The organism is Allostreptomyces psammosilenae (genome assembly GCF_013407765.1).
GTDB classification, from domain to species: domain Bacteria; phylum Actinomycetota; class Actinomycetes; order Streptomycetales; family Streptomycetaceae; genus Allostreptomyces; species Allostreptomyces psammosilenae.
Genome location: NZ_JACBZD010000001.1, coordinates 2,691,695 through 2,711,298 on the forward strand (window position 1 = coordinate 2,691,695; position 19,604 = coordinate 2,711,298).

Annotated in this window: 21 protein-coding genes; 11 read left to right on the forward strand and 10 right to left on the reverse strand. The window is 75.4% G+C overall.

Annotation, left to right across the window (positions count from 1 at the left end; all coding sequences use genetic code 11):
- The first annotated feature begins 427 nt into the window (after positions 1-427).
- Positions 428-847 (forward strand): DUF3151 domain-containing protein, encoded by a 420-nt coding sequence (locus tag FHU37_RS10910; RefSeq protein ID WP_179814001.1) that lies wholly within the window; start codon positions 428-430, stop codon positions 845-847.
- Between the two features lie 200 nt (positions 848-1,047).
- Here FHU37_RS10910 and FHU37_RS10915 read toward each other — a convergent pair whose 3' ends face one another.
- The gene (locus FHU37_RS10915) at positions 1,048-1,506 is read right to left on the reverse strand and encodes a winged helix-turn-helix transcriptional regulator (RefSeq protein ID WP_179814002.1); all 459 of its coding nucleotides are present in this window, start codon (positions 1,504-1,506) and stop codon (positions 1,048-1,050) included.
- Positions 1,507-1,650: 144 nt separating this feature from the next.
- Between FHU37_RS10915 and FHU37_RS10920 the strand changes: the two genes are divergently transcribed.
- The gene (locus FHU37_RS10920) at positions 1,651-2,658 is read left to right on the forward strand and encodes an NAD(P)H-binding protein (protein ID WP_179814003.1); all 1,008 of its coding nucleotides are present in this window, start codon (positions 1,651-1,653) and stop codon (positions 2,656-2,658) included.
- A 136-nt stretch (positions 2,659-2,794) separates the two neighbouring features.
- Here the strand turns inward: FHU37_RS10920 and fbaA are convergent, their stop codons facing one another.
- From fbaA to FHU37_RS10935, 3 genes are all read right to left on the reverse strand, one after another.
- The gene (gene fbaA / locus FHU37_RS10925) at positions 2,795-3,817 is read right to left on the reverse strand and encodes a class II fructose-bisphosphate aldolase (RefSeq protein ID WP_179814004.1); all 1,023 of its coding nucleotides are present in this window, start codon (positions 3,815-3,817) and stop codon (positions 2,795-2,797) included.
- Positions 3,818-4,084: 267 nt separating this feature from the next.
- On the reverse strand, positions 4,085-4,624 hold the full coding sequence (pyrE, locus tag FHU37_RS10930) for an orotate phosphoribosyltransferase (RefSeq protein ID WP_179814005.1): 540 nt from the start codon (positions 4,622-4,624) through the stop codon (positions 4,085-4,087).
- Between the two features lie 466 nt (positions 4,625-5,090).
- A complete protein-coding gene (locus FHU37_RS10935) occupies positions 5,091-6,074 on the reverse strand; it encodes an SRPBCC family protein (RefSeq protein WP_179814006.1) in 984 nt (327 codons plus the stop codon).
- A gap of 203 nt (positions 6,075-6,277) precedes the next feature.
- Here FHU37_RS10935 and FHU37_RS10940 point away from each other — a divergent pair, with 203 nt between their 5' ends.
- Entirely contained in the window at positions 6,278-7,297 is a 1,020-nt protein-coding gene (locus FHU37_RS10940; RefSeq protein WP_179814007.1) for a DUF4328 domain-containing protein, read from the forward strand.
- Positions 7,298-7,327: 30 nt separating this feature from the next.
- On the opposite strand, the gene FHU37_RS10945 is transcribed toward FHU37_RS10940, so the two are convergent.
- The 4 genes from FHU37_RS10945 to clpB all read right to left on the reverse strand — a co-directional run bounded on the left by FHU37_RS10945 (position 7,328) and on the right by clpB (position 13,718).
- Entirely contained in the window at positions 7,328-9,160 is a 1,833-nt protein-coding gene (locus FHU37_RS10945) for a polyamine aminopropyltransferase (RefSeq protein ID WP_179814008.1), read from the reverse strand.
- A 36-nt stretch (positions 9,161-9,196) separates the two neighbouring features.
- Entirely contained in the window at positions 9,197-9,865 is a 669-nt protein-coding gene (locus FHU37_RS10950; protein WP_179814009.1) for a DUF2617 family protein, read from the reverse strand.
- A gap of 456 nt (positions 9,866-10,321) precedes the next feature.
- A complete protein-coding gene (locus FHU37_RS10955) occupies positions 10,322-10,930 on the reverse strand; it encodes a type III secretion system chaperone family protein (RefSeq protein WP_179814010.1) in 609 nt (202 codons plus the stop codon).
- Between the two features lie 118 nt (positions 10,931-11,048).
- Positions 11,049-13,718 (reverse strand): ATP-dependent chaperone ClpB, encoded by a 2,670-nt coding sequence (gene clpB / locus FHU37_RS10960; RefSeq protein ID WP_179814011.1) that lies wholly within the window; start codon positions 13,716-13,718, stop codon positions 11,049-11,051.
- A gap of 260 nt (positions 13,719-13,978) precedes the next feature.
- Between clpB and FHU37_RS10965 the strand changes: the two genes are divergently transcribed.
- Positions 13,979-14,383, forward strand: coding sequence for a pyridoxamine 5'-phosphate oxidase family protein (locus FHU37_RS10965; protein ID WP_179814012.1), 405 nt, complete (start codon positions 13,979-13,981; stop codon positions 14,381-14,383).
- Positions 14,384-14,440: 57 nt separating this feature from the next.
- Here the strand turns inward: FHU37_RS10965 and FHU37_RS10970 are convergent, their stop codons facing one another.
- Complete coding sequence (locus FHU37_RS10970; protein ID WP_179814013.1) at positions 14,441-14,842, reverse strand: hypothetical protein; 402 nt, start codon at positions 14,840-14,842, stop codon at positions 14,441-14,443.
- A 317-nt stretch (positions 14,843-15,159) separates the two neighbouring features.
- On the reverse strand, positions 15,160-15,585 hold the full coding sequence (locus FHU37_RS10975; RefSeq protein WP_179814014.1) for a helix-turn-helix domain-containing protein: 426 nt from the start codon (positions 15,583-15,585) through the stop codon (positions 15,160-15,162).
- A gap of 249 nt (positions 15,586-15,834) precedes the next feature.
- Here FHU37_RS10975 and FHU37_RS10980 point away from each other — a divergent pair, with 249 nt between their 5' ends.
- The 7 genes from FHU37_RS10980 to FHU37_RS11010 all read left to right on the forward strand — a co-directional run bounded on the left by FHU37_RS10980 (position 15,835) and on the right by FHU37_RS11010 (position 19,576).
- Positions 15,835-16,086, forward strand: coding sequence for a WhiB family transcriptional regulator (locus FHU37_RS10980; protein WP_179814015.1), 252 nt, complete (start codon positions 15,835-15,837; stop codon positions 16,084-16,086).
- A 95-nt stretch (positions 16,087-16,181) separates the two neighbouring features.
- On the forward strand, positions 16,182-17,006 hold the full coding sequence (locus FHU37_RS10985; protein WP_246449758.1) for a hypothetical protein: 825 nt from the start codon (positions 16,182-16,184) through the stop codon (positions 17,004-17,006).
- A 38-nt stretch (positions 17,007-17,044) separates the two neighbouring features.
- Positions 17,045-17,239, forward strand: coding sequence for a hypothetical protein (locus FHU37_RS10990; RefSeq protein ID WP_376774022.1), 195 nt, complete (start codon positions 17,045-17,047; stop codon positions 17,237-17,239).
- 367 nt (positions 17,240-17,606) lie between these two features.
- On the forward strand, positions 17,607-18,026 hold the full coding sequence (locus FHU37_RS10995; protein WP_179814016.1) for a hypothetical protein: 420 nt from the start codon (positions 17,607-17,609) through the stop codon (positions 18,024-18,026).
- A gap of 135 nt (positions 18,027-18,161) precedes the next feature.
- On the forward strand, positions 18,162-18,737 hold the full coding sequence (locus FHU37_RS11000; RefSeq protein WP_179814017.1) for a phage tail tube protein: 576 nt from the start codon (positions 18,162-18,164) through the stop codon (positions 18,735-18,737).
- A 117-nt stretch (positions 18,738-18,854) separates the two neighbouring features.
- Positions 18,855-19,148, forward strand: a complete 294-nt coding sequence (locus FHU37_RS11005) for a hypothetical protein (protein ID WP_179814018.1) — start codon at positions 18,855-18,857, stop codon at positions 19,146-19,148.
- A 116-nt stretch (positions 19,149-19,264) separates the two neighbouring features.
- The gene (locus tag FHU37_RS11010) at positions 19,265-19,576 is read left to right on the forward strand and encodes a hypothetical protein (RefSeq protein ID WP_312892549.1); all 312 of its coding nucleotides are present in this window, start codon (positions 19,265-19,267) and stop codon (positions 19,574-19,576) included.
- Positions 19,577-19,604: the final 28 nt, after the last annotated feature.

Here is a 19,604-nt window from a genome sequence, read left to right on the forward strand (position 1 = left end):
GGGGGACCTGGGGTGGGGCCCCTGCGGTGTGGCCGCCGAGGTGGGGTTCCTGGGGTGGGGCCGCTGAGCTGAGGCCGCTGAGGTGGGGTTCCTGGGGTGGGGGCGCTGAGCTGAGGCCGCTGAGGTGGGGCTGTCGAGCTTGTGTTACCGAGCTGAGGACCGCCGAGCGGATATCCACAGGCGACGGATGCCCCCTTGCACCGAACCCCGCCCACCGGCTACCCCTGTTGACCAGGGGGGCTCGCAGATATCCACAGGCGGCAGGCGCCTCCTTGCGCTGAGCACCCGCATCGGCTACCTCGCTCCCACACACACGCACCTCCCATGCCCACGCCCACCCGGTGCCCCCACCCCCTCCACCGGGGCTCGCGGCAGCCTGGCGGGGCGGTGGGCTCTCCGGGGCTGCGGGGTGGGGCAGACTGGGCGCATGTCTGTGCACCAGAACCTCCTGGGCGAGCCCGACCCCACCCTGCTCCCGGACGAGCCGGGGCCGCGTGAGGCGCTCGCCGCCGGTACCGACCCGGCCGAGGTGGCCGCCAGCCACCCCACCTCCTCGCTGGCCTGGGCCCGACTCGCCGACGACGCCTTCGCCGCCGGCCGGGTCGTCGAGTCCTACGCCTACGCGCGCACCGGCTACCACCGCGGCCTCGACGCGCTGCGCCGCAGCGGCTGGCGCGGCCACGGGCCCGTGCCGTGGGAGCACGAGCCCAACCAGGGCTTCCTGCGCGCCCTGCACGCGCTGGGCCGGGCCGCCGCGGCGATCGACGAGAAGGACGAGGCCGAGCGCTGCGCGACCTTCCTGCGGGACAGCTCCCCCACGGCCGCGCGCGAACTCGCCGGCGCCTGAGTCCCACCCCGTCGCGTCCCCCGGGGCCGGCCGCCTCCAGCCCGGCCAACCGTGCCGAGGCGGCCGGCCCCGTACGTTCCGGCGCGACCGGCCGCGTCCTCCGCCCCTCGGCCCCGCCCCTCGGCCCCGAGCCCTCGGCGCGGGACGGTCCCGAACAGCCCAAGGCGGGCGGCCGGCGGCCCGGCGGCAGCCGGCAGCGCTCAGTGCACCTCGGAGTCGGGGTGCTCGGCGTCCCACCGGCGGCGGGACGCGACCAGCCGGGCGTGGTTCTCCCCCGCCCACTCGAACAGCGCGCGCAGCTGGGCGGTCAGGCCGCGCCCCATCGGTGTCAGCTCGTACTCCACCTGCGGCGGGACCGTGGCGTGCACGGTCCGCTCCACCAGCCCGTCGCGTTCCAGGCGGCGCACCGTGAGGGTGAGCATGCGCTGCGAGATGCCGGGGATCGCGCGCTGCAGCTCGCGGAAGCGCCGCACGCCCTTGGCCAGCTCCACCATGACCAGCACGGACCACTTGTCGCCGATGCGGTCCAGCACGTCGCGGATGCCGCAGTCGTCGTACTCGTCCGCGCAGGGGCCCGGCGTACGGGTACCGGCCGGGGGCGGACCGGCGGTCTCGGCCGCCGTGCCGGGGGTGGTTACCGCCGTGTGCCCGACTGACATGCAAGTGCCTCCTTCACCGCGCGGCCGTGGTTCCCGAGGATGGTTCGCAGTTGCCGAAGAGAACCGCCGGGTACGCGCGGAGGCCGTGGACGGCGGTTCGTCCGGTGCTCCCGCACGCCCAGGCCCGCCCCACGGGAGCCCGAAATGATCCTAGTCACCGGCGCGAGCGGCGCCCTCGCCCGTCTCGTCACCGCACGTCTCGCCACCGCCACCACCCCCACCACGGCCCCCGGTGGCCGGCCGGCGCTCGTGGTGGGCAGCCACGATCCGGATCGGGTGGCCGGCACCGTGCCGGAGGGGGTCGAGGTGCGCCTGCTGGACCTCGACGCCCCGGCCACCCTCGCCCCGGCCTTCCGGGGGGTGGACGTCGTCCTGCTCGTCTCCGCCGGCTACGCGGAGGACGACGTCGTGACGGCCCGGCACGGCGCCGCCATCGAGGCCGCCGAGTCCGCCGGGGTGCGCCACCTCGTGTACACCAGCCTCACCGCCGCCGGGGACCACCTCCGTTACGCGCTGGCGCACCGCTGGACGGAGCGCCGGCTGGCGGCGTCGTCGCTGGGGTGGACGGTGCTGCGGAACGGCCTGTACGCCGAGCTGCTGGCCCCGGAGGTGGCCGCGGCGGCCGCCTCCGGCACGCTGACGGCGCCGCTCGGGCAGGGGCGGCTGGCGGCGGTTGCGCGGGAGGACCTCGCCGACGTCGCCGCCCGCGTCCTCGCCGAGACGGACGCCGACCTCGCCGGCGGCCCGGGCGCGGCCTCCCGGCACGCCGGTCGCGCCTACGAGCTGGTCGGCACCGAGGCGCTGGGCCCCGCGGACCTCGTGGCCGCGGCCGAGCGGGTGCGCGGCGGCGCCGTGGACTACCGCCCGGGCGACTACGCGGGGGTGCGCGCGGGGCTGGTCGGGCTGGGCGTGCCGCTGTGGCAGCCGGACATGCTGGTCTCCACCTACTCCGCCGTGGCCGGTGGCTTCCTCGGCGGTACGCGGACCGACCTGCCCGGGCTGCTGGACGGGGCGCCGCGCCCCGCCGTCGACGTGCTGACCGAGGCGGCCGCGGCCCTGGTGTCCGGGGCGAACGCGATCGAGGCGAACGCGGCCGGGGCGAACGCGGCCGACGCCCCGGCGGGGTCGGTGGAGCCCACCGGCGCGGCGTGACGCGACGGGGCCCCGCCACCCGTCCACACGGTGGAGCCGTGGGACGGGTGGCGGGGCCCCGGTGTCGCCGGGCGCCGCCGCCGGTGGGGCCGCCGACTGGGCCGGGGGCGGGAGGCGGGGGCGCGGTGGCGGAAGGTTACTTCAGGCGGGTGCCGGCGGAGCGGAGGTCCTGGGCGGCCACCACGACGCGCTCGGCCATGCCGGTCTCGGCGGCCTTGCCCCACACGCGCGGGTCGTAGGTCTTCTTGTTGCCGACCTCGCCGTCCACCTTCAGCACGCCGTCGTAGTTGCGGAACATGTGGTCGACGACCGGGCGGGTGTACGCGTACTGGAGGTCGGTGTCGATGTTCATCTTGATGACGCCGTAGTCCAGCGCCTCGCGGATCTCCTCCAGCAGCGAGCCGGAACCGCCGTGGAAGACCAGGTCGAACGGCTTCTCCCGGCCCACGACGGCGCCGACCGCGTCCTGGAGGTCCTTCAGCACGGTCGGGCGCAGCTTGACGTTGCCCGGCTTGTAGACGCCGTGCACGTTGCCGAAGGTGGCGGCCAGCAGGTAGCGGCCCTTCTCGCCGGTGCCGAGGACCTCGGCGGTGCGCAGCGCGTCGGCGGTGTCGGTGTACAGCTTCTCGTTGATCTCGGCCTCGACGCCGTCCTCCTCGCCGCCGACGACGCCGATCTCGATCTCGAGGATGATCTTGGCGGCCTGGGCCTTGGCCAGCAGCTCCTCGGCGATGGAGAGGTTCTCCTCCAGCGGCACGGCGGAGCCGTCCCACATGTGGGACTGGAACAGCGGGTTGCGGCCGGCGTCCACGCGCTCCTGCGAGATCTGGATCAGCGGACGGACGTAGCTGTCCAGCTTGTCCTTCTGGCAGTGGTCGGTGTGCAGCGCGACGGTGACCGGGTACTTCTCGGCGACCACGTGCGCGTACTCGGCGAGCGCGACCGCGCCGGTGACCTTGTCCTTGATCGTCGTACCGGACAGGAACTCGGCACCGCCGGTCGAGACCTGGATGATGCCGTCGCTCTCCGCCTCGGCGAGGCCGCGCAGGGCGGCGTTCAGGGTCTGGGAGGAGGTGACGTTGATCGCCGGGTAGGCGAACCGGCCGGCCTTGGCCCGGTCCAGCATCTCGGCGTAGGCCTCGGGGGTTGCGATGGGCATGCGATGCGCTCCTCGTGGTAAGGCGATCGACACGGTCATGCGATCGTCGCGCCGCTGGTCGCTCCACGTCGAGGACCCGGCGTGTTCCGGTTCATTTTCGCAGACGCCGTGGCACGGGAGCGACCCCGGCACCGCCCGCCGGGGCGGGTGGTGCCGGGGGGCGCCGCGGGGCTCGCGCGGGGCGGCTGCCCGGGCGGGGCACCCGGCGCGGCGTGGTGTGTCACCGGGCGGGTCGCCGGTGTGTCGCGCGGGGTGCGGGTCGGCGGGTCAGTCCAGGTCGAGGTCGTCGAGCGTGAACGCGGCCAGGTAGGGCAGGCCGGCCTCGGCGATCGCCGGGGCGGCGCCGCGCTCGACGACGACCGCGACGCCCACGACCTCGGCACCGGCCTCGCGCAGCGCTTCCACGGCGGTGAGGACGGAGCCGCCGGTGGTGGAGGTGTCCTCGACGGCCAGCACCCGGCGGCCCTTGACGTCGGGGCCCTCGATGCGGCGCTGGAGGCCGTGGGCCTTGCCCGCCTTGCGGACCACGAAGGCGTCGAGCTGCCGGCCGCGGGCGGCAGCGGCGTGCAGCATGGCGGTGGCCACCGGGTCGGCGCCGAGGGTCAGGCCGCCGACGGCGTCGTAGTCGAGGTCCGCGGTGAGATCCAGCATCACCTGGCCGACCAGGGGGGCGGCGACGGCGTCCAGGGTGATGCGGCGCAGGTCAACGTAGTAGTCCGCCTCGCGCCCGGAGGAGAGGACGACCTTGCCGTGCACGACGGCCTTTTCCTTGATCTGCGACAGCAGCGCCTCGCGGTTCGCGCTCATGCGCGCACCCCGTGGGAGACGGGCCGGCGCTCGCGCGACGTGCGGCTTTCGAAGTTGTGCTCGCTCATGAGCCACAGAGCTTACTTCGCGTGACGGCCGCCGCCGCTCCCCACCGCGCGGCGGGGCGGGTGGGGCGGGGAGGGTCGGGGCAGCCGGCTGGGGTGGGCGGGTTCGGTGGGGCGGGCGGACCAGGCGGGGGTGGGCCGGGGCGAGTGGGGCAGGCGCGGTGGGTGGGGTGCCGGGGGCGGGTGGGGCGCAAACACGCCCAGGGGGCCCGAAGGGGGACCCCCTGTTTTCAGCCTGCCATGTGGTTCGGGCGCGCCGCAGCCCCCCTCCACAGCCTGTGGATAACTTTCGGCGCGCAGAACCCCGCCCCGCAGCGCGCAGAACCGCCCGCAGCGCCCAGCCCACCCCGGCGGGGCGGGCTCCCGTTCCGTCGGCCTCGCGCTCCCTCGGGGAACGCGCCTCACCCCACGTGGGCGGCGCGGGCGCGGCGGACCACGCCCACGGCCCCGGCGGCGCCCACCGCGCCCACGGCGAGGGCGGCGAGCACCACCCAGCGCAGCTGCGTCCCGCCCGGTGCGGTGACGGGCTGCCGGTCACGGGCGGCCGGCACCGGGGCGTAGCGGCCACGCGGCGGGGCGTGGTCGACCTCCTCCTCGGAGCGGGTGATCATCGTGCGTGCCGCGGCGGACGCCGCGGCCGGCTCCTCCGGGATGGTCTCCTCGGCGACCTCCCCGGGGACGACCCGGCCGACGGCCGCCTCGGCCACGCCCTCGCGGTACCCGCGGCGTTCCTCCGCCGCGTCCGGCGGTTCGATGCCCTCCGCCGCCCCGGCGGCCCCCACGGTGCCGGGCGCCTCGGCGGCCTCCGCGAAGGGGTCGGGCGCCCCGGCGTCCTCGCCGTCGGGCTCGGTGGCCGCCCCGGTGGTCGACAGGTGTTCGGTCAGGCCCCGCCCGAACCGGTCCAGCAGCCGGCGCAGCGCGGTCTCCCGGGTGCGCGGGGCGAGTGCGCCGAGGCGTCCGCCGGCCTCGCCGACGATGTCCAACACCAGCAGCGTGCTGCCGGCGTCCGCGGCGGACGGGCGGGGCGCCGGGGACAGCCGGATGTCCACGACGGCCGCGACGGGCTCGCCGCCGCGCACCTCGCGGGCGGTGAGGTCGGCGCGCAGGGTGTGCGGGCCGGTGTCCTCGACCCGCAGGCTCCCCCGGTAGGTCACGGTGGCGGTGCCGGCCCGCACCCGCAGGCGGCCGGCGAGCAGGGGGCCGGGGTCGGCGTCCTCGGCGGGGTCGGCGCCGCCGGTCTCCGCCCGGGGGCGGGCTCCCGCGCCGGTGGCCGCGTCCTCGTCGCCGGGCTGGAATCCGGGCAGCGCCGCCGCGAGCGCGGCGGGGTCGTGCAGCACTCCCCAGACGCGGCGCAGGGGTGCGTCGACGGGAATCTCGTGTCGCATGGCTGATCGACTCCCTGGCGTTCGGCGGCAGTTGGTCCTCTCGGGCCCCGCGGGTCCCCGTGGGGACGCTATTCCCCCCCTACCCCTTCGCGGAACAGTGGAGCCCGGCCCGTGGGACAAACCGTGGACGCCGGGAACGCGCGGCCATACGCTGATGAACAGTCATTCACCTGCGGCGCTTCAGCGGTCGGGGGGCCGTTCCCATGCTGTGTCCACGTTGCGCCACCACGACCCTCACCGCTTCCGGGCAGTGCCCGCGCTGCGACGGGGTGGCGGCGCCCGCTCTCGGCTCGTACGGCTCCTACCCGGTGGCCTCCGGTGTCCCGCTGATCAGGCAGGCGTCCGGTCTCGCCGTCGCCAGCCAGGTCCTGCTGGGGGTGTGCGTGCTCGTCCACCTGGTCTCGGTCGTCCCGGCGTGGAACGCCTACGCGCTCTTCGACGAGCTGGCCTCGGACCGCTACGCCGTGTTCGTGGTGGACGGCACCCAGGAGGGTCAGGCCCTGCTGACCGTGAGCCTGCTCCAGGGGCTCGCCTGGATCGCCACCGCCGCGGTGTTCATCTGCTGGTTCCAGCGGGTGCGCCGCAACGCGGGCGTGTTCCAGCCCCAGTGGCAGCGGCACGGGCAGGGCTGGAGCATCGGGTCCTGGTTCGTGCCGTTCGCCGCCTACGTGCTGCCGGCGCGGATCGCCTGCGACGTCTGGCTCTCCAGCGAGCCGCACCGCCAGTCGGCCGGTGCGCGACCGCAGCGCATTCCGCCGCTGGTGGGCACCTGGTGGACGACCTGGGTGGCGGCCAACATCCTGTCCCTGGTCAGCGGCCTGCTGACCGGGAACACCGCTCCGACCGCGGACGACTACACGCTGCTGGCCGGGGGGTACGGGCTGCTGACGCTCTCCCAGCTGTTCGCGGTGGCGGCCGGTGTGCTGGGGCTGCTGGTGGTGCGGCGGGTCGACCAGATGCAGCGGGTCAGCGCCTCCGGGTTCGCGGGCGGCTCGTGGTCGCCGTCCGGCTACGGCGGCGGCGCCTTCCCCACGGAGGGGGGACGCGAGCGGGGCTACGGCTACCCGTACGGTTCCTCCGGCTACGGGCCGGGCTACGGTGCGCCGGGCGCGGGCTACGGGCCCGGGAGCGGCGCGGGCGGCGGTCAGCCGGGGTACGGCGCGCCCGGCTACGGCTCGCCGGGGTACGGCCAGGGTGGCTACGGGCCGGGCGGCAACGGCTAGACCGGTGGACGGGACCGGCCGGTCGGCCGGTCAGCCGTCCCAGTGGGGGTCGCCCTCGGGGTGCGGCAGGGTGGCCGGGGGCGGGAGCGCGGCCGGCCGGGACGCCCCGAGTTCGCCGCCGCCGCGCGGCAGTGACGCGTCGAGGTGGCGGAGCGGCGGGGCGTCGGCGGGCAGTCGGAGCGGGGGTGGTTCCCTGCCGGCGAGCACGATGCCGGGGTCCGCGGGCCGCCCCTGCGGCGTCCCACCGTCCGGTGGGGTGCCATCGGGGGTGGGCGCGGTGGCGGGGGCGGGGGGACGGTAGGGGGTGGTGTGCAGGCCGGTGGCCTCCAACGTCGCGGTGATCCGCCAGAGGTCCGCCCGGCCGGCGGCGGCGGACGCGTCCAGCGCGCCGGTGCGCACGGCGATCCGGCCGTCGGGCGCGAGCACGCTGCCCAGCATCCCGTAGAACTCGACCGTGTAGAGCTTGGCGGCGTCGTCCACGGAGGGCGGTGGCAGGTCGCACAGCGCCACGTCGTAGCCGGGGGCGTCCGCGCCGCCACCGGCGCCGCCGCCCCGGGCGCGGTCGCGCAGCCAGCCGAAGGCGTCGGCGTGCACCACCTCGACCCGGGGGTCGTCGTAGGCGTGCCGGTTGAGCGCGGTCAGCGCGGGGTGGGTGGCGGCCAGGCGGGTCACCGCCGGGTCGACCTCGACCAGCGTCACCTCGGTGACGTCCGGGTAGCGGAGCACCTCGCGCAGCGCCATCCCGTCCCCGCCGCCCAGGATCAGCACCCGGCTCCGGGGGCCGGCGAGCGCCGGGTGGACCATGGCCTCGTGGAGGCGGCGCTCGTCGGCGGAGTCCAGCACGGGCGTGCCGTCGAGCAGCAGCACCACGCCGGACGGGGACGCGGGCGTCCCCCCGGAGTCCGCGGGGCCGCCCGGGGGCGCGGAGGCCACCAGGGTCACCTGCTGGTACTCGCTGCGTTCGGCGTGCAGCACCGCGCCGGGGTAGAGGGCGCGCCGCGCGGCGGCCTCGAAGTGGCCGGTCAGCGACCACGAGACGGCGAGCACGGCCAGGGTGGCCAGCAGGCCGGACCACAGCAGGGCGCGCGGCCGGCGGCCGAGGTCGGCGCGGAAGAGCCACAGCACGACGACGGCTCCGGCCAGCGCGTTCACCCCGCCGACCACGATGGCGCCGGCCAGTTGCCCGAGCACCGGCAGCAGCAGGAAGGGGAAGGCGAGGCCGCCGATCAGGCCGCCGACGTAGTCGGCGGCGAAGACGTCGGCGACCGTCCGGCACAGGGCCTGCTGGCGCAGCCGTTCCAGCAGGGCCATGATCAGCGGCATCTCCGCGCCGATCAGCGTGCCGACCACGAAGGCGCAGGCCACCAGGGCCGGGCGGTAGGCGTCCAGCCAGACGAAGCAGGCGTAGAGGGCGGCCACGGAGAGCCCGCCGACCAGGCCGAGGAGGAGTTCGACGACGGCGAAGGCGGCGGCCGCCCGGCTGGTGAAGCGTTTGGCGAGGAGGGATCCCACGCCCATCGCGAAGACCATGACCGACAGCACCACGGAGGCCTGGGTGACGGAGTCGCCGATCAGGTAGCTGCCCAGTGCCACCAGGGCCAGCTCGTACACCAGGCCGCAGGCGGCGCAGAGGAAGGCGGCGAGCAGCAGGACGGCGCGGGCCCGGCCCGGCCGGAGGGCGGTGGTGGGCCCGCCGGGCGGGCGGGGGCCCTCCGCGGCGGGGGTGGGGGGCGCCGACGGGACTGCGCCGGGGGGCGCCGACGGGGCGGCCGGCGGTGGGGTGCGCGGGGTCGGGGGGACCGGGGAGCCGGAGGGCGTCGCGCCGGTGTCGGGGGGCGGCGGCGCTTCCGGTTCCTGGGTCACGTCTCGACGCTATGGCAGGGCACGGATCCACCCCTGTCACTCCGGATGATGAATCGAGCGGCAGGCGTTCGACCACGGTGACGTGGGGCGGCGGCGGGACGGCATGCCCGGCACCGTGCCGGCCGGCCGACGCGCCGGGGCGATCCGGCTGCGGGTGACCACCACCCGGCCCTCCTGCGGGTAGGTGTGCCAGGTGCGCCACTGGGCGACGGGCCCGCCGGGGCCGTGGCGCACCGCGCCGATCAGCGCGGTGACGGCGAGCTCGTTCCCGGGGAAGCGGCCCACCAGTCCGCCGGCGGCCGTCCGGGCCAGGGTCACGGCCCGCCTGACCTCGGCGGTGAAGGCCGGTCCGGCCAGGTGGCGGGTCTCGCCGTGGAACTCGTAGGCCCAGCCCTGGACCCGCTCCACGGCCCGGCCGGGCATGGGCGCGGTGACGTCCGGCAGGCAGGCCACGGTCTCGCTGAGGCGGCCGATCGGGGAGTCGATCAGCACCTGGTGGGAGGCCCCGATCAGGCGGAGCTGGAGGGTGAGCCCGCCGCGGGCCCGCCCGGTCGGGGTCCGGTCTCCGGTGGCCGGATCCGGGGTGTGGGGGTCGGGGGTGGCCAGATCCAGGGTGGCCAGGGCGGGGAGCGGTTCGAGTCCGAGGCTCCAGCTCAGCTCCTGCGCCCGGGTGTCCACGTACGCGGTCTCTAGGTCGATCAGCAACGGTCAGCTCCACGTTGGGGCCGGTAGGTGCCCCGACAGGATTACCGGATTGTGCGGCAGATCGAGGGCGTTCTTCGCCATTTGGGCGGAATTGCTCGTGGACGTCGCACTTGGTGGCTGTTCGCGGTGGGAATCAGTTTTCGACATCGAGCGCGGGGAGCCGCGCGAGTGCTCCACGTTAGTACGAAAATCAGCGGCTCACTTGTATGACGGATCGACACTGCTCGAATATCGCTCAAGTCCGATCATTTGCGGCGCGGGAAATGTTCGTCGAACAGCAGATCGTCCGTTCACCCGACCGCCGGGGAAGACACGCCGAACACACGAACGGCGGCGACTGCGGTGCTCGGACCGATCGCCCGAACACCGCAGCCGCCGCCGTCGCGGGGCCTGGCCTGCTCTCGCCAGGAGCCTGCCCTTGGCCAGGAGCCTGCTCTCGCCAGGAGCGCGCTCGCCTCAGGAGGCGGGCGCGTCGCCGCCCGGGCCGCCCTCCGCCCCGCCCTCCTTGGACTCGGCGGACTGCTCGATGCCCAGCCGCTCCTTCACCCACTTGTCGCAGGCGACCGCGGCCCGCACCCAGTTGGCGGTGCTGGTCACCCAGTACTCCAGGTTCACCCCGGCGGCGATCACCATCTGGGTCTCGCCGATCAGCCGGACGACGCCGCTGTCATGGGTGTGGGTGTAGAGCTTCGGCCACAGCGACTGCCGGTTCCACTCGTCCGCCACCTCCAGCAGCCGGGGCTTCTCGTCCAGCGTGTACTGGTGGTCGTAGAAGGTGCGGACGGAGAAGAGCTCCTTCTTCTCGCCGCGGAACATGAAGTAGACGCGGAAGCCCTCCCAGGGGGCGACCACGTCTCCCTCCTTGTCCAGCACGTACTTCAGCTTCATCTGGTCCAGCAGCTGCTTGACCAGGTCCGGATTGGGGACCACCACGGCGGTCCGCGGGTTCGGGGCGCCCGAGGCGGACGGAGCGCCCTGACCGCCCGGCCCCGCGTCGCCCCTGGGCTGCGGCTGCGGCTGCGGCTGCATACCGAAATTCGGCAGGGATGCCGGATCGATGCTCACGTGAGATCCCTTCTCTGGCTGCCTGCCCATCCTGCCCCATCGCTCCGCCGGGCGGCAGGGCCCGGGGGCGGCGATCCGGGGTGTGGCCACACCCGCCGGCCGCCGCCCGCCGGGCCGCTCAGCCCTGCTTGACGGTGGAGACCGCGCCGCCGCCGTCCCCCGGGGCCGCGGCGCCCACGGCCGCCTCCCGGAGGGCGAAGACGGTCAGCCGGTCGCCCTTGTCGTCGAGGTCCACGCGCACGGTGTCGCCGTCGCGGACCTCGCCGCCCAGGATCTTCCGGGCCAGCTGGTCGCCGATGGCGGACTGCACCAGCCGGCGCAGCGGACGGGCGCCGTACGCCGGGTCGTACCCGGTCAGCGCCAGCCACTCGCGGGCCGCGTCGGTGACCTCCAGGGTCAGCCGGCGGTCGGCCAGCCGGGCCGAGAGCCGGTCGACCTGGAGGTCGACGATGCTGGCCAGCTCCTCGGTGCCGAGCGCGTCGAAGAGCACCACGTCGTCCAGCCGGTTGAGGAACTCCGGCTTGAAGGCGGCGCGCACCGCGTCCATCACCAGGTCGCGGCGGCGCTCCTCGCTCAGCGAGACGTCCACCAGGAACGGGGAGCCGAGGTTGGAGGTGAGGATGAGGATGGTGTTGCGGAAGTCCACGGTGTGCCCCTGGCCGTCGGTGAGCCGGCCGTCGTCCAGCACCTGGAGCAGCAGGTCGAACACCTCGGGGTGGGCCTTCTCCACCTCGTCCAGCAGCACCACCGTGTACGGGCGGCGGCGCACCGCCTCGGTGAGCTGACCGCCCTCCTCGTAGCCGACGTACCCGGGGGGCGCGCCGACCAACCGGGAGACCGTGTGCTTCTCGCCGTACTCGCTCATGTCGATGCGCACCATGGCGCGCTCGTCGTCGAAGAGGAAGTCGGCGAGGGCCTTGGCCAGCTCGGTCTTGCCGACGCCGGTGGGCCCGAGGAAGAGGAACGATCCGGTGGGCCGGTCCGGGTCGGCGATGCCGGAGCGGGAGCGCCGCACCGCGTCGGAGACGGCGGCCACGGCCTTGCGCTGCCCGATCAGCCGGCGGCCCAGCCGCTCCTCCATGTGCAGCAGCTTGGCGGACTCGCCCTCCAGCAGCCGGCCGGCCGGGATGCCCGTCCAGGAGGCGACGACGTCGGCCACGTCGTCCGCGCCGACCTCCTCCTTGACCATCGCCCCGCCGCCGCTCGCGCCCCGGCCGCCGGCCGCCTCGATGGCCTCGGCCAGTTCCTTCTCCGCGGCCGGGATCTCGGCGTACATCAGCCGGGAGGCGGACTCGAAGTCGCCGTCGCGCTGGGCGCGCTCGGCCTGGCCGCGCAGCGCGTCCAGCCGCTCCTTGAGCTCGCCGACCCGGTTCAGGCCGGACTTCTCCCGCTGCCAGCGGGCGGTGAGGGCGCTGAGCTCCTCCTGCTTGTCGGCGAGGTCGCGGCGGATCCGCTCCAGCCGCTCCCGGGAGCCCGGGTCCTCCTCGCGGGCCAGCGCCATCTCCTCCATCCGGAGCCGGTCCACCACCCGCTGGAGCTGGTCGATCTCCACCGGGGAGGAGTCGATCTCCATGCGCAGCCGGGAGGCGGCCTCGTCCACCAGGTCGATGGCCTTGTCCGGCAGGAAGCGGGAGGTGATGTAGCGGTCGGAGAGGGCGGCTGCGGCGACCAGGGCGGTGTCGGCGATCTGCACCTTGTGGTGCGCCTCGTAGCGGCCCTTGAGGCCGCGCAGGATGGCGATGGTGTCCTCGACGCTGGGCTCGCCGACCATCACCTGCTGGAAGCGGCGCTCCAGGGCCGGGTCCTTCTCGATCCGCTCGCGGTACTCGTCGAGCGTGGTGGCGCCGACCATGCGCAGCTCGCCGCGGGCCAGCATGGGCTTGAGCATGTTGCCGGCGTCCATCGCGGAGTCGCCGCCGGCGCCGGCGCCCACCACGGTGTGCAGCTCGTCGATGAAGGTGATGATCTGGCCGTCGGAGCTCTTGATGTCGTTCAGTACGGCCTTGAGCCGCTCCTCGAACTCGCCGCGGTACTTCGCGCCGGCCACCATCGCGCCGAGGTCGAGGGCGACCAGGCGCTTGTCGCGCAGCGACTCGGGCACGTCGCCGGCGACGATCCGCTGGGCCAGCCCCTCCACGACCGCCGTCTTGCCGACGCCGGGCTCGCCGATCAGCACCGGGTTGTTCTTGGTGCGCCGGGCGAGCACCTGGACGACCCGGCGGATCTCCTGGTCGCGGCCGATCACCGGGTCCAGGCGGCCGCTGCGGGCGGCCTCGGTCAGGTCGGTCCCGTACTTCTCCAGGGCCTGGTAGGTGCCCTCCGGGTCCCGGGAGGTCACCTTGGCGCTGCCGCGCACCGCGCCGAAGGCGTCGAGCAGCGCCTTGGGGGTGGCGCCCTCGGCGCGCAGGGCCTCGGCCACCGGGTCGTGCCGGCCTGCGGCCAGGCCGACCAGCAGGTGCTCGGTGGAGACGAAGGCGTCGTCGAGGTCGCGGGCGTGCTTGCCGGCCTCGTTCAGCGCGGCGAGCGTGGCGCGGTCCACCTGGGGGGCGGCCACGGTGGAGCCCTGGGCGGAGGGCAGGCCGTCACGCAGCCGCTCGGCCGCCGCCCGCACCCGGGCGGGGTCGGCGCCGACCGCCTCCAGCAGGGGGACGGCCGTGCCCTCCGGCTGTTCCAGCAGGGCGAGCAGCAGGTGCACCGGGGAGACGTCCGGGTTGCCCGCGGCCGCCGCCTGGCGGATCGCGGCCGACAGCGCCTCCTGGCTCTTCGTGGTCAGCTTGCTGGCGTCCATGCCGTCTCTCGCGCTCCTCGTCGTCGTCCTCGGCGCCGTCCGCGTGGGGGCGGGGTCCGGCGCTTCGGGGAGTCGTCACCACGTGGGGAGGATCCGCGGGCCCGTCGCCGGCGCGTGGCGTGCCACGGCGCGGCGGAGGAGGGCCCGTCGGCCCGCCCCTGCTCTAACCAACAGAAGCTAAGTTGAGTCTATGCCACTCAACCCGGTATCCGGGAGGGCGGCGGGGGCCGGGGGTGCGGCGGCCGGACTACGGTGGCGGCATGCCGTTCGACGTGTCCTCCCTCGCCCCCGCCTACCTCGCCTTCTGGCGCGAACGCCACCTGTGCACGCTGACCACGCTCCGTGCCGACGGCTCGCCGCACGTGGTGCCGGTGGGGGTGACGCTGGACCCGGACGCCGGGGTGGCCCGGATCATCACCGGCGCGGGCAGCCGCAAGGTCAGGCACGTGCGCGCGGCGGGCGCGGGCGGGGCCCGGGTCGCGGTCTGCCAGGTGGACCGGGCGCGCTGGGCGACCCTGGAGGGCGTGGCGGTGGTCCGGGACGAGCCGGAGGTCGTCGCGGAGGCGGTCCGGCGCTACGCGGAGCGGTACGGACGGACCCCGCGCCCCAACCCGGAGCGGGTGTGCGTCGAGATCACCGTCACCCGGGCCCTCGGACGGCCCTGACGGCCGGCCGCCCCGGGCGGTCCTCCCCGCGGCCGGCGGCCGGGCCGCCCGGCGGGGTCAGCAGCTGGAGTCGCGGGACGGCGGCTCCTCCGCCTCGGCGGGGCGGGGCACGCCGCGCCGCCGGGCCCGGGCCGGGCCGCCGGTGCCGGAGGCGCGGCGGCGGCGGGCCGGCTCGCCCATCCCGGCCAGCGCCGGGTGCTCGCGCACCTCGCCGGCCTTGGGCAGCGGCACCGACCGCAGCGTGATCACGGTCGCGCCCACCGGCCGCTCGTCGGCCTCCTCCAGGCAGGCCCGCCAGCCGAGGGAGAAGCCGCGCATCTCCGCGTCCTCGGCGACCTCGTCCGCCGACCGCCGGACGGCCTCCAGCACCGCGGCCGCCTGCTCCTCGGAGACGAGGCCCTCGATCGCCTCGCGCACCCGGGCCACGGCAACCTCCACCGCCTCCTGGCGCCAGGTCACACGCCCTCATCTCCCACCGCTGGCTCCCCCGGCCTTCCCGACGCCCTGGCCCTCCTTCGGGCTGGGGAGGGTACCCAGCGGCGAGGAGAAGGCGAAGCGTTTCCGCACCATCCACCGACACCCGCGGCGGCGACGGCGACCGCCCCGTCCGCGCCATCCTCACCGACCCGGATGACCCTCCGCGCTCCTTCCCTCTCCCAACGCCTACCCCGCCGGCACCGGCGCCGGGCACGGGCCCGGAGTCCGGGCAGCCGTCGCACGGCACGCCGAAGCGCGGCCCGCCGATGGGCCGGCCGGCCGCCGTGACCGGGAAGGCCCTAGCCTCTCACCCGCCCCCGCCGTCGGCTATCGGCGGCTCCGGAGTCGCGGAGCAGCATCTCCGCGAAGTCCACGAACAGTTGACGGTGACTGGGCGGGACGCCCATGGCCACCGCCGCCTCCGCCGGCGACATCAGCCGCCGGGGCGGCTCCGCGGCCGGCAGGGGCAGGTCCTCCTCGGTCACCCGCCCCGTCCTGATCAGCATCTCCCGCACGCTCACCCCGAGCGCCGGGGCGAGCCGCCGCAGCGTCTCCAGGTCCGGCAGCGACTGCCGCTGCAGCATCCGGGTGATCGCCGCCCGGTGCACCCCGGAGTCCTCGGCCAGTTGCGCGCGCCCGCCGCCGCGCGGGCTGTCGATGTCGTAGCCCTGGCTGCGCATCAGCCCTTCGACCCAGGACGCGAATCGCTCGATGTCATGACTCATCCGTATCTCCACCTCCGCCAACTCCAGGTTAGCGATCGCTCACGCAACAACACAAGGAGCGTTCGCGGGCGCAACGGGCGCAGGGGGAGCAAAGGGACACGCGCCCGAAATCTTCACGAGATCTCCGCCTCGGAGCCACCGCACGGACCTCCCGCAGACTTGTTGCGCCCGCGAATCGGCGTGGTTACGTTGTTTGCGAGCGCGCAACTAGAGCTCCCGTGATCCACTGCACCGATCCGGAGAGGCACCATGCCCGCACCTCCCCCCGACGTCTCCGACTGGCGCACCCAGGCGGCCTGCGCGGACCTCCCCCAACGCACCGTCTTCGCCACCCGCCGCCAGCACGCCCTCCCGGCCCTGCGCGCCTGCGCCGCCTGCCCGGTCCGCGCGCGCTGCCTGGAGGTCGTCGCGCCACAGGACAACTGGTTCGACGGCGTCAGCGGCGGACGCCTGTGGCGCAACGGCAGGGAAGTCCGCGTCCTCGCGGCGCAGGCCGAGTGAGCGGCCCGGCCCCCCGGCGACCAGCGGCCCGGCGACCAGTCACCCGGGGCCCCATCACCAGGCGACCCCCCAGAGGCGACCGACAAGGAGTACCCATGGCCATCAGCCACGACCGTGCCCCGCTGCCGACGGACGCCGGCCGAACACCGCCCACCCCGCGCAGGCCCCACCCCCCGGGCGCGGCCGCGGCCGCCGGGCCCGGCGACGGCGACGCCCCGCGGTGCGTGGCGCAGGCGGCCGCGCACCTGGACACCCTCGTCCGCCTCTTCCCCCGGCTCGTCGACGAGCTCGTCCCCGGCCGCCCCTCCCGCTCCTCCGCCGCCCCGCTCGGCTCCGCAGCCCTGGCCCGCCAGGCCGCCCGCGCCCGCGCCGAGCGGCAGGACGCCCTGCTGGGCGAGCGCATGGGCGTGACCATCTCCGGCAGCCACGCCGCGCCCGTCCGGCTCTCCGTCTCCGACGCGATCCGCGACGTCACCGACGGCGTCATCGAACTGGAGGAGGCCGTCTGCGAGAAGCTGCGGATCCGCCGCCCCCGCCGCGGCACCGTCCCGGAGCGCCTGGAACGCATCCGGGCGGTGCTCGACCGCGTCGCCGACCACCCCGTGCTCGCCGAGCACGTCCGCGACGAGACCCGGCGGATGGCGGGCCGCTGCCGCCGCTGCCTCGGCGAGACCGCCGCGCTGCTCCGGCTGGACGGCCGGTGCCCGCACTGCGACTCCGTCTCGCTGCGCGCCGTCCCCGAGCACGAACTGGTGCTGTGCGCCAACCCCGGCTGCCGGTGCGCGGAGGCGGACTGCCCCTGCCGCGTCGAGGAGGCGTTCCGCCACGCCTGGGGCCGCGAGGAGTGGCCGGCACTCGCCGCCGGCTGCGGCCTCGACCTCGCACGGCTGCTGGCGCTCGCCGAGGGAGCCGCGGCGTGAACGCGCGACCGCCCTCCGCCCGCCCGGCGCTCTCCCTGCTGCCCGGGGCCGACACCCTGCTGACCACCGAACTGGCCGCCGCGGAGGCCGGGGTGGCCCCCGCCACCATCCGCAAGTGGGTCCAGCTGCACCGACTGGTCCCGGCCGGCCGCGCCGGGCGCAGCCTGACCTTCCGGCTGGAGGACGTCTTCGCCGCGGAGCGCGCCGCCCGCCGCCCGGCCCGCGCCGGCTGATCCCGCCCACCGAGCCGACGATCCACCCGACCCACCGATCCGCCCCAGCATCCGAGCCCCGCCGAACTCCCCCGGCGGGGCTCGGGCCGTTTCGCGCACGCCCGCGCAAGCCGAGGAACCGCAGGTCAACGGCCGATTTCCGCGGTGAGTTGCGCGGCGGGTGAGGCCGGATCACACTTGGACGCAGCGGCGGAGCTGTGCCCGGACGAGGGCGCGAGCGACCGCCGCTTCGTCGTGAGTGCCCACGGTCCACGGCCGGCGCCCCGCGCCCGCCGCGTCCGACGCCCTCCGCCTCCGCCCCAGGCGGGCGCGGCCGCCGTCGGCCCCCGCGACCACCGCCCCACACGCGCCCGAAGGGAGCATCCGTGTGAGCGATCCCCTGCTCGGACTGCCCGACGTCGAACGACTCGTCGTCGACCACCTGCGGTACCGCCCCGAACTGATCAACGTGACCGTGGACAACCGGGTGCCCCCGGGCTTCGACGGCACCACCAACACCGTCCTGGTCTCCCGCATGGGCGGCGCCTGGGTCGACGACGAGCACCTCGACAAGCCGCTGCTGGAGCTGGAGATCTACGGGCCCGACAAGCCCACCGCGCACGTCACCTCGATCGCGGTGCGCGAGGCCCTGCTCCAGGCCCGGGGCACCACCTACGGCACCGCCTTCGTCTCCGACGTGGTCGAGACCGAGGCCAGCCGCTGGTACCCGGACTACAACCGTCCGGCCGGCGCCCGCTACCGGACGATCGTGCAGCTGAACGTCCGGCCCGCCCCGCCCGCGGCCTGACCCCGCGGACGCCCGCCGCCCGGCCCCCGCGCCGGCGGGGGCGGCCCGCCCCACCAACGAGCCCCGTCGGTCCCGCCGGCGGGGCTTCGGCGTTCCACCGCCACTTCACCCCGCACCCCTACCGAAGGAGTTCCCATGGCCGGTTTCAACCCCAACGAGATCCGCGTCGCCGGCACCGGTCGCGTGCTGGTCGCCCCGCTCAGCTCCGCCGCCCCCACGGACACCGCCACCCAGTGGGGCTCGGCGTGGAAGGACCTCGGCTACACCACGACGGACGGCATCAAGTTCACCAAGAAGGACAAGATCGACCCGGTGGACACCTGGCAGTCCGTCAGCCCGGTCCGCTTCGTCTACGCCGACCGCGAGCTGACCCTGAAGTTCTCGCTGCTGCAGTTCAACGAGGACACCCTGCCGTTCGTCTTCGGCGGTGACGCGGTGACCGAGACCCCGGCCGAGAGCGGGGTCTTCACCTACGAGATCGCCAACAACCCGAAGTTCGACGAGCGGATGCTCGGCATCGAGTTCTCCGAGGGCGACGCGATCACCTACCGGTTCGTGATCCACCGCGGCCAGGTCACCGACACCGACGAGGTGCAGCTGACCCGCACCGCGGCCACCAAGCTGGGCCTGACCTTCACCGCCCTGTCGGTGGACAACAACGCCCCGCTGGCCACCTGGATCATGAGCGACCCGAACTACCGGGTCGGCTGAACCACGGGCTCCTAGCAGCCCCCTCCCCGCGGGGCGCCGCCCGGCCCCTCCCCTCCGCCCTCGGGCGGCGCCCCGCACCCTCCCCCCACCCCACGCACCCACCCCGAGGAGCCACTGATGCCCGTGTTCGACGTCAACGCCGCCCGAGCCCAGCGCCGCGAGGCACTCGGCGTCACCACCTGGAGCTTCCGCGCCGACGACGAGGTGTTCACGCTCCCCGTCGAGCTGCCCCGACAGGTCGTCCGGCAGCTGTCCGCCCTCCCCGAGGACGACGTGGACGGCCTGCTGCGCCTGCTCCTCGGCGAGGAGCAGTACGAGCGGTTCGACCGCCTCCAGCTCACCGTCCAGGACGTCGCCGCCGTGCTGGACGCCTACGGGAAGGAGACCGGGCTCAGCGTGGGGGAAGGCTGAGCCTCGACGCGTTCGTCGACGAACACGCCGAGGCACTCGAAGCCGACCTGCTGCGCCACTACGGCGTCGACCTGCACGACTGGCACCGCGGTGAACTCACCACCCGCCGGCTCGCGGTGCTGATCCGCCACCTGCCCGAGGACTCCATGGTGGTGCGGACCGAGCGGGGCGAGGCGGCCGACTGGGGACTGGCCGAGCACCTCCTCGCCGCCGTGGTGGACCACCTGGCCGCGGCCAACTGGATGTTCTCCGTGGTCCACCGCGACGAGCACGCCGAGATGCCGGACCGCCCCGAGCCGGTGTCCCGGCCGGGCGACCGCGCCGACGGCGTCGGGGCGGCATCCCACCGGGGCGCGAACACGCCCGACGCCGGCGACCTGGCCCCCGCGTCCGCCACCCCCGAGGAGATCGCCCGCTTCTTCCGCTGAGCGGCGCCCGCGTGAGGACCGGCCGCGG

Excerpts from the sequence above, each read along its gene's own strand:
- FHU37_RS10910 (WP_179814001.1), top strand. The coding sequence starts at position 428 with ATGTCTGTGCACCAGAACCTCCTGGGCGAGCCCGACCCCACCCTGCTC.
- FHU37_RS10915 (WP_179814002.1), bottom strand. The coding sequence starts at position 1,506 with ATGTCAGTCGGGCACACGGCGGTAACCACCCCCGGCACGGCGGCCGAG.
- FHU37_RS10920 (WP_179814003.1), top strand. The coding sequence starts at position 1,651 with ATGATCCTAGTCACCGGCGCGAGCGGCGCCCTCGCCCGTCTCGTCACC.
- fbaA (WP_179814004.1), bottom strand. The coding sequence starts at position 3,817 with ATGCCCATCGCAACCCCCGAGGCCTACGCCGAGATGCTGGACCGGGCC.
- pyrE (WP_179814005.1), bottom strand. The coding sequence starts at position 4,624 with ATGAGCGCGAACCGCGAGGCGCTGCTGTCGCAGATCAAGGAAAAGGCC.
- FHU37_RS10935 (WP_179814006.1), bottom strand. The coding sequence starts at position 6,074 with ATGCGACACGAGATTCCCGTCGACGCACCCCTGCGCCGCGTCTGGGGA.
- FHU37_RS10940 (WP_179814007.1), top strand. The coding sequence starts at position 6,278 with ATGCTGTGTCCACGTTGCGCCACCACGACCCTCACCGCTTCCGGGCAG.
- clpB (WP_179814011.1), bottom strand. The coding sequence starts at position 13,718 with ATGGACGCCAGCAAGCTGACCACGAAGAGCCAGGAGGCGCTGTCGGCC.
- FHU37_RS10965 (WP_179814012.1), top strand. The coding sequence starts at position 13,979 with ATGCCGTTCGACGTGTCCTCCCTCGCCCCCGCCTACCTCGCCTTCTGG.
- FHU37_RS10975 (WP_179814014.1), bottom strand. The coding sequence starts at position 15,585 with ATGAGTCATGACATCGAGCGATTCGCGTCCTGGGTCGAAGGGCTGATG.
- FHU37_RS10980 (WP_179814015.1), top strand. The coding sequence starts at position 15,835 with ATGCCCGCACCTCCCCCCGACGTCTCCGACTGGCGCACCCAGGCGGCC.
- FHU37_RS10985 (WP_246449758.1), top strand. The coding sequence starts at position 16,182 with ATGGCCATCAGCCACGACCGTGCCCCGCTGCCGACGGACGCCGGCCGA.
- FHU37_RS11000 (WP_179814017.1), top strand. The coding sequence starts at position 18,162 with ATGGCCGGTTTCAACCCCAACGAGATCCGCGTCGCCGGCACCGGTCGC.
- FHU37_RS11005 (WP_179814018.1), top strand. The coding sequence starts at position 18,855 with ATGCCCGTGTTCGACGTCAACGCCGCCCGAGCCCAGCGCCGCGAGGCA.